The organism is Candidatus Latescibacter sp. IFSED24 (genome assembly GCF_058273205.1).
In genome coordinates, this window is sequence record NZ_CM177850.1 from 1,949,420 (window position 1) to 1,962,730 (window position 13,311).

General features: G+C 68.3%; 6 protein-coding genes. All 6 read right to left on the minus strand.

Annotated elements, in window-relative coordinates:
• Positions 1-99 precede the first annotated feature (99 nt).
• Positions 100-3,066 carry a FlgD immunoglobulin-like domain containing protein gene (locus tag IFSED24_RS08025; protein ID WP_491334697.1) on the minus strand — a complete coding sequence of 989 codons (2,967 nt, stop codon included), beginning with the start codon at positions 3,064-3,066 and terminating at the stop codon, positions 100-102.
• A gap of 291 nt (positions 3,067-3,357) precedes the next feature.
• Positions 3,358-4,440: a 3-phosphoserine/phosphohydroxythreonine transaminase gene (gene serC, locus IFSED24_RS08030; protein ID WP_491334698.1), complete on the minus strand. Its 1,083-nt coding sequence runs from the start codon at positions 4,438-4,440 to the stop codon at positions 3,358-3,360.
• A gap of 2 nt (positions 4,441-4,442) precedes the next feature.
• Positions 4,443-5,324 (minus strand): NAD(P)-dependent oxidoreductase, encoded by an 882-nt coding sequence (locus IFSED24_RS08035; protein ID WP_491334699.1) that lies wholly within the window; start codon positions 5,322-5,324, stop codon positions 4,443-4,445.
• Between the two features lie 18 nt (positions 5,325-5,342).
• A complete protein-coding gene (locus IFSED24_RS08040; protein WP_491334700.1) occupies positions 5,343-6,581 on the minus strand; it encodes a DUF1015 domain-containing protein in 1,239 nt (412 codons plus the stop codon).
• 139 nt (positions 6,582-6,720) lie between these two features.
• Positions 6,721-9,378 (minus strand): protein kinase domain-containing protein, encoded by a 2,658-nt coding sequence (locus tag IFSED24_RS08045; protein WP_491334701.1) that lies wholly within the window; start codon positions 9,376-9,378, stop codon positions 6,721-6,723.
• A 119-nt stretch (positions 9,379-9,497) separates the two neighbouring features.
• Entirely contained in the window at positions 9,498-13,256 is a 3,759-nt protein-coding gene (locus tag IFSED24_RS08050) for a hypothetical protein (RefSeq protein ID WP_491334702.1), read from the minus strand.
• Between the last annotated feature and the right edge of the window lie 55 nt (positions 13,257-13,311).

Consider the following 13,311-nt stretch of genomic DNA (forward strand, 5'->3'; position numbering starts at 1 on the left):
GGCCACGAGACTGCCATGGCGCTCCGGGGCGGTCAAGTCACGACACGGGGCCCCGACCACGAAGGTCGGGGCCCCGCCGAGGATCCGCGCGATCGTCGCCTACTTCACCAGCAACATGCGGCGTCCGGCCTGCTGGCCGTCCGCCTCGAGGCGGTAGAAGTAGACGCCGGAGGCCACCGGGCGACCCGCCTCGTCGTCACCGTTCCAGGTGACCGAGTGGGCGCCGGCGGGCAGGTTGCCGCTGGCCAGGGTCTTGACCAGACGACCGCGGGCATCGAACACGCGCAGGGTGGCCGGACCGCCACGGTTCAGGCTGAACTTGACCTGGGTGCTCGGGTTGAAGGGGTTGGGATGGTTCTGGCTCAGGCCGAACACCAGCGCCAGCTCGGGACCGTCGTCCACGGCCAGCGGGTTGATGAACTCGCCCACCAGCGTGAAGTCGTCGACCATGGCCTCGATGAGCGACCCCTCGCCGGCGTCGTCGGCGATGAAGCGCATCTGCACCAGGCCCGGCACCGCGAAGTAATCGCTGAGCGCGAAGGTGACCGGCTGCCAGGTGGCGTCCCAGTCGTTGGTGTACTCCACCGCGGTCCAGGTCTCGCCGCCGTCGTTGGAGATGTCCACCGACCAGTAGTCCTGGTCCGGCGCGTTGCCGTGGTGGTTGGTGTAGTAGCGGTAGTAGCCGATCTGGATGTTGCTGCCGCCGGTGAGGTCAAAGACCGGGCTGAACAGCGTGGTGGCGCCGCCGTCGACGTCGTTGTCGCCGGCGGTGCTGCCCGACGCGCCGGTGACCCAGCAGGCCACGCCGGGCGCGGGCGTGTGGTCGTAGCCCAGCTGCACCGGGTTGCCGTTGTAGTCGGTCCCCGAGGGCACGCCCCGCTCCCAGATGCCGGTGCTGGCGGAGTCGTTGGTGTCGCCGACATACCAGGCGGTGTCGGTCTCCATCTGATCCTCGAAGCCGTCGCCGACCTCGAAGTAATGCAGCGCCTCGGGCGCGTTGCGCGGGCTGGTGCCCAGGTCGCCCAGGGTGTTGCGTCCGGAAATGTAGTACTCGATCACGGTGCCGTAGTCCTGGCCCGGGATCGAGGCCACGAACTCGTCGCCCACCGCATTCATGGCCATGCTGACGGTGGCGCCGCCGTCGATGGCGTAGTGGATCTCGAAGCTGGCGTCATCGACCTCTCCGCCGCCCAGCGAGGCTGCGGTGCACTTGACCTCGTAACTGCCCGACGTGGTGGTCTGGTACGGCGCGCCGTCGTGGTAGACGAAAAGGCCGACCAGGATCTCCGGCGCCTCGAAGTTGTGGTTCGCGGCGGCCTCGGCAAAGATCTCGTGGTGCGGCGTGCCGTCGTCGAGGTCGCCGTTGTCGTCGTCGGCGACGAACGTGGCCAGCACCTGGGCGGGCTGGGTCGCCGGCTGCAGGAGCAGCCGTCCGACGTGCCAGCGCTCGGCCGACATGATCGTCCCCTGCTCCTGGCCATACTGGCCCTGCAGGAGCACCATGGCGTCCCAGTTGAAGCCCGCGATGATCTGCCCGTCGTTGTGAACGCTGCCGTTCATGTCCTGCGGGTACTGCATGGTGTTCAGCGCGTTGCGGATGCCGCTGGTGCAGTTGCCGAGGTAGAAGCCCAGGCCGATGATGGATTCCTGGGTGATGAGGTTGCCGAGGATGTCGCTGTTGCCCTCGCCCAGACCCTCGTTGCCCTGCCAGCCGCCCATGATCGCGTCCTGCACGCCGTGGCCGAACTCGTGCTCCACCACCTGCTGGATCTCGCCGGTGTTGCCGTAGGAGCCGCCGGCGGCGCAGAAGTTGATGGTGCCGTTCCACCAGGCGTTGCCCGGGCAGTAGCCGTCGGTCCGGTTGACGTAGGCGGTGATCGACTGGTTGGTGTAAGGGAACTCGGGCGCGAATACCTGGAAGAACGTATGGATGCGGTTGACCGCCTCGAAGACGTCGCGCTCGTCCTGGCGCGAGTTGCCGTCGTCCCAGGCCACCGTGAAGGGCTCGCCGGCGTTGGCCGTGCCCGCGAACGCCGCGCTGGTGCCGTTGTTGTTGTAGACGCGGACGTAGGGTCCCTGCAGCGTAGAGGTCACGGCGCCGGTGGCGCCGCCGCCGGTGATCAGCCACTGCCCGAACGTGTCGGTGGTTGTGGATCCCGCGCCGCTGACCGACAGGTTCAGGTACGCCGCCGGGGTGACCTCGTTGGGGTTGCAATAGGTGCCGGGCTGGATGTCGTGGGTGGCATCGCCCTCGAAGTCGAAGTGGATGTTGTTGTAGCGCCAGACCACGTCGCCGGTGTGGGCGTCCACGTGGGTGATCCACTCGCCCAGCGGCTGGGCGGTGCTCACGCGCACCCGGTAGACCAGATGGTGCTCGACGTCGCTCTCGGACATGGGCACCGGCAGCACCAGCAACTCGGGATCGACGAGATAGCTGTCACCCAGCTCGGGCTGGAACGGCAGGTCCCGCCGCGCGGCGTCGGCCGCGGCCCCCGGCGTCAGGGTCGGCCGCGGGTCCAGGTCGATGTGCTGGTGGAAGTCCGAACCCATGAGCATGAGGTTGCCGTTCTCGTGGAAGACCACGCGGACCTTGCCCTGCCAGACCTCGTAACCGTTCCAGTACTGCTGCAGATGCGCCGCCCACTTGCCCAGGCCGTTGGGCGTGGCGGCCACCTCGAGGTCGGCCACATCGGCGCGCAGAACATCGTAGTTCTCGGCCACCACCTGGCGGGCCAGGCTCGCGACCTGGTTCGCCGTGGTGATGCTGGCGGCCTTGCGTACCGCCGACCCGTAGACCCAGCGCGGGGTGTCGGTCTGGGCGTTCCAGGCGTAGACGTGCCAGGTGCCACCATAACGGGCCTGCAGCGCGGCCTCGGTCTGCTGGCTGGCCTGGAGGCTGGCGTAGTCCTTGTCCGCGTAGTTGTCGTAGAACTTGGCGAGGCGGACCTCGTAGCGATCGTTGAAGCTGTCGGCGGGGTTGAAGGCCCAGGCCGGCACGGCCGCAAGCAGCAGCGCTAGCACGCTCAACAGCAGTGCGGTCCTCAGGAAGGTCTTGGCGGGGAGCATCATCGACTCCTTAGAGGTTCGGTGGCGGACAACGGACCGGCCGAAGCGGTCAGGGGTAGGCCGACGAGTGGCCCCGCTCCGGCCGGCAGGCTCGCGATGGAACGCCGGTCGACGTCACAATCAGCTACCATTTTACCATAGATATGCTCAGGATTCATAGCCCAGGGAATCTTGAGTCATCCTGCGCCATTCAAGGAAAGTATCAGGAATCAATATCGGCAAATAGCCACCGTGGGAAAAAGCCCCGGCCGGGCGGCCGGGGCTTGGTGCAAAATATTTCCAGGCAGTGACTTAGCCGTTCTTGCGGGCAAACTCGTCCATGAACGCGGCCAGGGCCTCGGCCCCCGCGACCGGCATGGCGTTGTAGATGCTCGCCCGGCAGCCACCCACCGACCGGTGCCCCTTCAGCCCGCTCATGCCGGCCTGCTTGGCCTCGGCGATGAACTGCTTCTCCAGGTCCTCCGTGGGCAGGCGCCAGACCACGTTCATCTTGCTGCGGCAGTGGGCGGCCACCGGGCAGCGATAGAACTCGGGGTGCTGGTCCATCATGCCGTAGAGCAGGCCCGAACGCGTGTCGGCCAGCTCGTTGGCCCAGTCCAGGCCGCCGTTGGCCTTCAGGTACTCGAGCACCAGCTTGGAGACGTAGATGGGGAACACGGGCGGCGTGTTGTACAGTGAGTCCTGCTCGGCGTGGATGTCGTAGCGCAGGTACGCCGGCAGCTCCTTGTTGCACTTGGCGAGCAGGTCGTCGCGCATGATGGCGATGGCCATACCCGCCGGGCCCAGGTTCTTCTGCGCGCCGGCGTAGATCATGCCGAACTTCTCCACGGGCAGCTTGCGGCTGAGGAAGTCGCTCGACATGTCGCAGACGATGGGCACGTCGACGTCGGGCCACTCCTGCCACTGCACGCCGCCGATGGTCTCGTTGCTGGTCAGGTGCAGGAACTCGACGCCCGGGGTGGCCTTCACGTCGGCCGCCGCGGGCAGCGTCATGAAGCTCTCGGCGGTGCCGTCGAAGACCAGGTTGATCTTGCCGTAGAGCTTGGCGTCGGCGATGGCCTTCTTCGACCACGTGCCCGTCAGGGTGTAGTCGGCGCTCTTGCCCCCGTGCAGCAGGTTCATGGCGATCATGCCGAACTGCAGCGTGGCGCCGCCCTGGATGAACATGACCTTGTACTCGTCGCCCAGGCCCAGCAGCTCGCGCATGAGCTGGCCGGCCTGCTGGTGGACCTCGCTGTACTCGGGACCGCGGTGGCTGCTCTCGATGAGCGACATGCCCGAACCGTGGTAGTCGACCATCTCGTCGCGGACCTGCTCCAGGACGGGCAGGGGCAGGGTGGACGGACCGGCCGAGAAGTTGAAGATGCGCGCCATGGCTAGGCCTCCTTCACGAACGCGTCGATGATCGCCTCGACCTCTTCGCCGATGCGGAGCAGGTTCTCCTTGGTGCTGGCGCCGATGTGCGGGGCCATGAGCACGTTGGGAGCTTTGAGGATGGGATAGTCGTCGGCCGGCGGATCACTGGGCCAGACGTCGGTGGCGTAGCAGGCCACCTTGCCGCTCTCGAGGGCGGCGACCATGGCGGCGGCGTCGACGGTCTTGCCGCGGCCGGTGTTGATCACCACGATGCCGTCCTTGGCGCCGGCGAGGATCTGCCCGTTCACCAGACCGTCGGTCTCCGGCGTCAGCGGCAGATGCATGCTCACGTAGTCGCACTCGGCGAAGAGCCGGCCGAGGTCGTCCACCTTGGTGTAGCCGCCGCAGCTGTCGACGTAGGGGTCGAAGAAGCAGACGTCCATGCCGAAGGCCGCGCCGCGCTTGGCCAGCTCCTGGGCGATGTTGCCGATGCCCACGGTGCCCAGCTTCTTGCCGCACAGCTCGGTGCGCTTGAGCTCCTTCTTGGCCCACTCGCCCGCCGTCATGGTGTTGTGCGCCTTCACGATGTGGTTGGGCACGGCGATCATCATGGCGAACGCCAGCTCGGCCACGGCGATGCCGCTGGCCTTGGGCGTGTTGTTCACCTGGATGCCGTTCTCCTTGGCGGCCACCTTGTCGATGTTGTCGGTGCCCACGCCGCCGCGGATGATCAGCTTCAGGTTGGGTGCGCCCTGTTGCCACTCGCGCGTGGCCTTGGTCTTCGAACGGATCAACGCGACGTCGGCCTCGGGGAGCCGCGCCATGTCGTCGGTGACCTCGCCGAAACGGGCCAGCTTGGCTGCCAGGCCGGGATCGAACGCGTCGCAGATCAGGATCAGCATCACGGACTCCTTTCAGATTCAATCGTCGAGCGTGCGGACGACCACGCCCGAACGCAGCTTGGGTTCGAACCAGGTGCTCTTGGGCGGCATGATCTCGCCGGCGTCGGCGATGGCCATGAGCTGCTCGCACGAGACGGGGTACAGCGCGAAGGCCACCTTCATGTCGAGACCGCAGCGGCGCTCCAGCTCGCCGGTGCCGCGGATGCCGCCGACGAAGTCGATGTCGTTGCTGGTCCGCGGGTCGGCGATGCCCAGCACCGGCGCCAGCAGGTTCTCCTGTAGGATCGAGGCGTCGAGGCTCTTGACCGGATGGTCGGCGGGAAAGCTGCCGTCCCGGGCGGTGAGCTTGTACCACTGGCCGTCCAGGTACATGGAAAACGTGCGCGCGGCCTGGGGCTCGGCCACCGCGGTCTTCTCCACCGCGAACTTCTCCTCCACCCGCGCCATGAACTCGGCCTCGCTCAGGCCGTTGAGGCTCTTGACCACGCGGTGGTAGCCCATGATCAGGAGCTCGTCGTCGGGGAAGCTCACGGCCAGGAAGTGGTTGTAGAGCTCCTGGCCGGTGTGGTGCGGGTTGCGCGCGCGCAGGTTGTTGCGCACGCGGAAGGCCGACGCCGAACGATGGTGGCCGTCGGCCACGTAGGTGGCCGGGATCGCCGCGAAGGCGGCCTGCAGGGCGGCCACATCGGCGGGATCGCCCACCACCCAGACGGTGTGGCCGATGCCGTCGTCGGCGGTGAAGTCCACCGCGGGCTCGGCGGCGGTGATCCGCGCGACGAGAGCCTGCAGCGCGGGCGTGTTCTTGTGGGTCAACAGCACCGGCCCGGCGTTGGCCATCAGCCGCTCCACGTGCCGCGCCCGGTCGTCTTCCTTCTCGCGGCGCGTCAGCTCGTGCTTCTTGATGAGGTCGTCCTCGTACTCCTGCACGCTGAAGCCGGCCACGATCCCGTGCTGCACGTGGTCCCCCATGCGCAGGCGGTAGATGTAGAAGCAATCCACCTCGTCGCGCACCAGCACGCCCTCGTCGATCATGCGGCGGAAGTTCTCGGCGCTCTTGTCGTAGACCACGTCGCCGTGCACGTCCACGTCCTCGGGCAGATCGATCTCGGCCTTGTTGACGTGCAGGAAGCTATGGGGATTCCCGGCGGCCATGACCCGCGCCTCGGCGCTGTTGAGGACGTCGTATGGGGGGCTGGCGACCTTCTTGACCAGGTCGGCCCGCGGCCGCAGACCCTTGAAGGGACGGATGTCGGACAAGGGACACCTCCAGGATGGGCTGGTACCAGGGCCGGTCGAGGCCGGCCGCCATCGATTGCGCCCCGCGGATCGGCACGCGCCGCCAACGATAGCCAACGGCGGCGGTTTTTCCAACCCGCCCAGACGGGAAAATTCGGGTTTAGCGGGGATTCTGTAGCAATCTGGGCCAATTTAGCACCAGATCGTAGCCCCGGCCCAGCGCCCGCTCGAACCCGCAGCCCACGAGGAACGACTGGCCGTCAAGCGTGTCGAAATCCTCGGCCTGGGACCCCAGCTCGAACAGCGCCTGCGGCGGTCCGAAGCGCGGCGTGCCCTCGCTCATGTCCACGGCCACCGCCACGACCTCCTGGGCGAGGTTGAGGAAGTAGATCTCGCCTCCATCCTGGCGCCAGCAGGGCGCACGGCCACCCGCGAGCGACACTTCCCAGCGCCGGCCCCCTGGCGGCCACGTGGTCAGCATGATGTTGCTGTGACCGCTGTCGGCCAGTTCGTAGAGCAGCCAGCGCCCATCGGGTGAGACCGTGCCGTTCCACTCGTCCTTCTCCGAGACCATCAATTCGCTCACCGCACCATCGCTGTCGAGCTCGAGCATGTCGATGTCGCCCGCCGCATTCATCGCGGCGTAGAGCAGCGAGGAGCCGTCGGGCAGGAAGCCCGTGGCGAAGATGGTCCGGTCGTGACGGACGAGGATTCGCGGCGACTCGGTGCCGCCGAGGTCGAGCTCCTCGAGCTGGGCGCCACCGGGCAGGATCCGGGTGTAGACCACCCGATCGCCGTCGGGATGCCAGAGGCCCATCATGGTGGCTCCCGCGTCGAAGGTCAGCCGCGTGAACTGGCCCGATGACAGTTCGTAGAGGAAGAGGCTGCTCTGGCGGTCCCCCACGGCGGTGGCGCCCACCAGGGCGCGCGTTCCCGCTGGCGACAGCGCCACGCTGAAGATCTGATCGAAGCCGGCGAGGCCCTGCCGCGTGTCGCCACGCCGGTCGACCAGCGTCAGATCCGCACCGTCGGCGCGGGAATCGGCCGCCAGGTAGACCAGTGTCCCGCTGCCGCCCACCGCGAAGAGCCCCACGCCCGCGCCCGAGATCCGCGCCACCGAGGGCAGGATGGTGGCCACGGATCCGGCGAAGGCCCCGCGGTCGAGGTCGAGCGCACGCCCGCGCAGGCTGCCGTCGACCGTGTACAGGAGCTGTCCGGCGGCGAACTGGGCCTGGGAGTCGGTGGGGCCGAGCGAGTGGGGAACACCACCGTCGAGGTCGGCGAGCATGAGATCGGAGACACCGCCCTCGGCGCCGAAACGCACGTAGACGAAGTGGCGACCATCGGGCAGGAAGCATGGGAAACGGCACGAGAACGCCAGGGTGTCCTCGGGTACCACCACCAGCGGCTGGCCACCGGTCGCCGGCACGGCCAGCAGGCCCGAGGCGAACGAGGGTGCGAAGAGGATGGTGCCGTCGGGCGACCAGGTGCCGCCTTTGCCGAAGGGCGCCGCGGCCAGGACCTCGATGTGCTCGCTCTCCAGGTCGATCACCTTGAGGCTGGCGCCGGCGAAGAAGCCCACTCGACGGCTGTCGGGGCTCCAGAACGGGTAGCCTGAGTCCGCGGTGCCCGGCAGCACGCGGGGCTCGGCGGTGTCGAGATCCTGCATGCAGAGCATCAGCCCGTCCTCGGCGGTGGCGACGCCGTAGACCACGCGGCGTCCGTCGGGCGAAACCGCCGGGTTGCCCGGCAGGTAGGGATTGAGGTTCAGGGTGGCCTCGGCGGGGAGCCGCAGGGCGGCATGGACCAGGGTGGGCGGGGCCGACGGCTCCGCCCCGGGTCGCACCCAGATGGCGAGTCCGAGGCAGGTCAGCGCCAGCACTCCCACCAGGAACCAGGCCAGGCGGCTCGAACGGCGGCGGCGCGTGGCCAGGGGACTGGCGAGTCCGGCCTGGGAACCACCCTCCCGCAGCCACGACAGCCATTGCCGGACGTCGTGCATCGACTGGCAGCGGTCGTCGGGGTCCTTGGCGGTGCAGTCGTCGACGAGGCGTTGCAGGCCCGGCGGCGAGAGCGGCGCCACCAGGTCGAGCCGCGGCAACGGTTCCTTCATGGTCGCGGCGATGATCGAGGCCTGGCTGTCACCGGCGAAGGCCTGCTGACCAGTGGCCATCTCGTGCAGGAGCAGACCGAAGGCGAAGATGTCGCTGCGGGCATCGGTCTCGTGCCCCTCGAGCTGCTCGGGCGCCATGTAGCGCAGCGTGCCCACGAACGACCCCGGCCTGGTCAGGTCTCCAGTGCCGGTGGGCGAGACCACGGTCTCCACCACGCTGCTGATGGGCGGAGGCGCGGCGGGGGGAGCGGGCCGTGCCAGGCCGAAGTCCAGCAACTTGACGCCGTCGCGGGTCAGGAAGACGTTGCCCGGCTTGAGGTCGCGATGCACCACACCCTGGCGATGGGCGCGGTCGAGGGCGTCGGCGAGCTGTTCCGCCGTCCGGTAGAGCTCGTCCAGGGGCAGCGGACCCGCCGCGAGCCGGGCCTGCAGGGTCTGCCCCTCGAGCATCTCCATCACCAGGAACCGCCGGCCGGCCTCCTCGCCCACATCGTACAGCGCGCAGATGTTGGGGTGATGCAGCTGGGCGACAATGCGCGCCTCGCGCTCGAAGCGCTGCAGGAACGAGGGATCGGCGGCCAGATGATCGGGCAGGATCTTGACCGCGACGGTGCGGTCGAGCCGCTGGTCACGGGCCCGCCAGACCTCTCCCATGCCTCCCTGGCCGATCTTCTCCTCGAGCTGGTAGTGGCCGAGGGTCTCCATGCAGGCTCCTGACGGCGGTGATCGACGCGGACAACGGCGCCAGGAAGCCAGGCGCCGGATCTCCTGATACAGTATGTCCAAGTATTGCGTTTCGCCGCCCGCCTGGCGCCCCGCCGCCTTCAGATCACGTGCAGCACCTGGTTGAGCACGGTCAGCAGCACCACGCCCACCAGCAGAGCGGTCTTGACGATGGGGTGACGACGCCAGGGCTTGAAGACGCCCTCCTGCATGGTCTCGATGTGGGTGGTCAGGCGTTCGAGAGCATGGACGCGCCGGCGATCCTCGACGCTGTCGCTGACGATCACGTCGCCGCTGGCGGTGTCCAGCCGCTGGCGGACCAGGGCCAGCACCTCGCGCTTCACGTGGTCGCCCCGGCGGCGCAGGGTCACCGCGCTGGCGATCACCATCACCGCCAGGACCGCTTGCAGGACCTGGTCGACCTGCGGATAGCCCCAGGCGTCGAAGCGGCTCCAGCGCGCGAGCACCATGAGCACCAGCACGACCACGGGCCAGAAGATGACCTCGCCGTAGAGATGGGTGGGACGGCCGATGATGCGGAGCGACAGATACCGATCCACCAGGTCGACGTCCCTGGCGGCGAGTCCGAAACGCTCGGCGACCGGCGTGCGGACCTCCGGTTCGAAATGGACCCGCCGACCCACGAGCCAGCGCAGCATGATGGTCGTCAGGAGCATGGAGTCGAGGGCCAGGAAGTAGAGCCAGAGGAACAGCATGCCGGCCAGCAACACGGTCAGTCGCTCGACCAGCAACGCGGTCGCGCCCCGCACCGGCGGGTCGGGATATGACATGAGGATGGCCACCAGGATGCCGAGTACGAGCATGAGGAAGGCGGCAACGGCGGCACGTGCGAGTCGGGCACCGGCCCGGCCGAAGCGGAAATAGCTGCACCAGACCGCCCTCGCCTGGCTCGATCCCGCCGCCGGCTCCTCGCCGTCGGCCTCGAACCATTCGGCCTGCGGGTAGCAGCGGCGATACCAGGGCAACCGATGGAAGCGCAACTCCTCGGGACAATCGGGGCCCAGCGTCGCCGGGTCCACCAGTCCGTAATCCGTCACCAGTTGCTGCTGGTCGACCTCCACCTCGCGCACATACCAGATGATGTAGAAGCCAGCGAGGAACAGGGCGGTCAGGCGCAGGTAGATGGACGGCCAGACGCTGACGCCGGTCAACAGACCGAAGACCTCGCCGGTATTGTCGAGATTCTGCCGCATCATGACGACCCAGACGACCCCGCCGGTCACCAGGTAGAACAGGAACAGCGAGAAGCGCAGGCGGACACGATGGTCGCGCACGAAGAGTCCGCTGCCGCTGGTGTCGAAGTATTGCTCGGCCACCGGCTTGAGCAATAGCCCGAACGCGAGCATCGCCAGGAGCATGGTCACGACCCGGCCCGGCCGGGGAAACGCCAGCGGCGGCACGGGCTGCAGCGGGCTGGCCAGCGCCAGCGGCGTGATGTCGACGGCCGCGCCGCGGCCGACCTCGAACAGCTTGGGCTGCAGGTACGACGCGATGTCGGCCGAGGAGATCAGGGTGTCCCGGACGACCTCGTGCGCTCCGGCCACCAGCCCGATGTTGCGCCAGCTGCCCGGCACGAAGGCGGGAATCGCCCGGCAGTGCAGTGGATCGTGCAGCGCGAGGATGGTCGCCAGGTAGGTGGACGTCTGGTAGGAGTCGCGGAAGATGGGCGCCCGCTGCGCACTGCCCGCGTGGGCGGGGTCGATGGCGCAGGGCTGCAGCCCGTAGCCCGAGGCGATCAGCAGGTTCTGGCACGACCGGGTCAGCGAGGGGTGCAGGTAGATGGCGTGCAGGTCGGTGGTGAAGATGATGGCGTCGGGAAAGCGTTCGCGCAGCGCCTGGATGATGGTCAGCTTGTCGAAGACGTCGACGCCCAGCACCCCGATGGCCGCCATCTTCTCGCCGACCCACGAGTCCACTTCTTGGCGCAGGGCGTCGGCCTGGCGCCGGAAGTAGTCGACCCGGTTGCGGCCCAGCGGGAGCGCCAGGTGCGCGGTCTCCTCGTCCCAGTTCAGTGCCAGGCCCTGCTGCCGGCGCTGCCCATCCTCGCTGGTGGATTCGACTCGCCGCGGATCGAGCAGGTGCTCACCCACGGGCACCGAGCCGTCGATGCCGCTGAGATAGGGATGCAGACTGATCCAGGCCTTGCCGCCCGCATCGAGGTTCGCCTCGAGGTGCTCCTGCGCCTTGGTGGCGAGGAAGCGGCTGTAGTGGGTGTCCCACTCGACGAACAGGGCCACGTGGTCGCCGCGGGCGAGGTCGAGGTTACGCCGGATGAGCTCGTCGGCCACCAGCTCGAGCAGCGCGCCGTCGTCGGGAATGCAGCGGACGATGTTGTCGAGCAGCGGGTGGCTGGTGTCGGTGCCGGCTGCGGACAGGATCAGCGGCAGCGGCGCCGTGGCGCGCGACGAGTAGAAGGTCAGTTCCTCCAGGTCGAGGAGCTCGGTCGCCGCCAGACCGGTCGCCCGCAGGTCGCTCATGGTGATCAGGGTGTACTGATCAGTGCCGGTGGCCAAAAGCCGGCCCGTTTCCCGATCCAGGCCGAACTCTTCGGCGAGGACCTGGGCCAGTCGACCGCGATCGTCCCCGCCCTTGCCGGACCTGCCGACCGCCGCCAGGAGGCGCTTGAAGATACGCTCGGCGTCGGCCTCGTCCAGGCTGCGTCCGGTCAGGGCCTCGGCCGTGGACAGGAGGTCGAAGGCGCTGGCCGCGTTCCTGGTCCCGCGCCCGATGGCGGCCTCCTCTCCATCCTCGCCCAGTAGATGATACCCGAAGAAGACGAGGTTCTCGGGCCAGCGGTCATCCAGGTCGACGACCGTCTGGGCATAGGCGGCCCGCAGGTACCGGGCCAGACGTCTGGCCGCACGGAACGTGGCCAGGTCGCCGGACTGCGCGAACCCGGCGACCAGCGCCGCGAGTTCCTCGTCGCCCGCGAACGGCGGGGCATCATCGAGATAGTTCGCCGCCAGGATCCGGAACCGCTGCCAGCCCGAATGGTCGAGTCCGGCGACCGCGCCGCCGTCGGTGGCCGTGCTCTGCAGCAGCTTGATGAAGCCGCCGGTGGACGTCGGCCCGATGACCTTGAAGGCCACCGACCCGGGGTGCAGCACTTCCCGGATGCGCGTGCAGAGCTGGGCCAGCATGGGTCCGAACTGGCGCTGGAACTTCTGGTCGTCGAGCCAGATCACCAGCAGGAGCCGGCCCTGCCGGTCCTCGAACCATTCGTAAGGGACCGGAAAGAAGACCTGGTTGACCTGGTCCTCGCCGGCGAGGTCGAGATCGAGATTGAGATGGTTCTCGCGCGCGGCGAGGTAACGGACCCGGATGCCGGAATCCGGGCTGGGCCGGGCCTCCCAGGCGGTGCCGAAGAAGCCGATGCGGTCGGCCTGCCGCGGACGGTAGTCCATCTGGGTCAGGCCCATGACGATGGCCTGACGCTGGCGGCGCCGGGCTTCGATCTGGCGGACCTGGTAACCGCCGGCGAGGAAGGCGGGGACCACGGTGAACTCGGTCTGTAGTCTGGATTCCTTGCGGCCGTCGGGCATGAGATTGCGTAAGCGATACTCGTAGGGCAGCTCGACACGGGTCAGGGTGTCGCGCCCGGCGGCGGCTTGCAGGCGGACACGTTCGGACGCCAGCGCCGCCTCGACCACTCCCAGCGGATCCTGCCACAGGCGGGCCAGCACGTTCTCCTTCTCGAAGCCCCGCGACTCGGGCCCGGCCTTGACCTCCGGACGCAGGCTCCGGAGCGCCGGCCGGAAGAAGAGCAACCCGCCGAGCGCCACCACCAGCAACACGGTGCTGCCCAGCGGCAGCATGCGGCCACCACCATTGTCACTCATGACACGACGCCCCCTTCTGGCCAGGTTCGTGACGTTCCGGGACGGTGGTTGCGCG

Excerpts from the sequence above, each read along its gene's own strand:
- IFSED24_RS08025 (WP_491334697.1), bottom strand. The coding sequence starts at position 3,066 with ATGCTCCCCGCCAAGACCTTCCTGAGGACCGCACTGCTGTTGAGCGTG.
- serC (WP_491334698.1), bottom strand. The coding sequence starts at position 4,440 with ATGGCGCGCATCTTCAACTTCTCGGCCGGTCCGTCCACCCTGCCCCTG.
- IFSED24_RS08035 (WP_491334699.1), bottom strand. The coding sequence starts at position 5,324 with ATGCTGATCCTGATCTGCGACGCGTTCGATCCCGGCCTGGCAGCCAAG.
- IFSED24_RS08045 (WP_491334701.1), bottom strand. The coding sequence starts at position 9,378 with ATGGAGACCCTCGGCCACTACCAGCTCGAGGAGAAGATCGGCCAGGGA.
- IFSED24_RS08050 (WP_491334702.1), bottom strand. The coding sequence starts at position 13,256 with ATGAGTGACAATGGTGGTGGCCGCATGCTGCCGCTGGGCAGCACCGTG.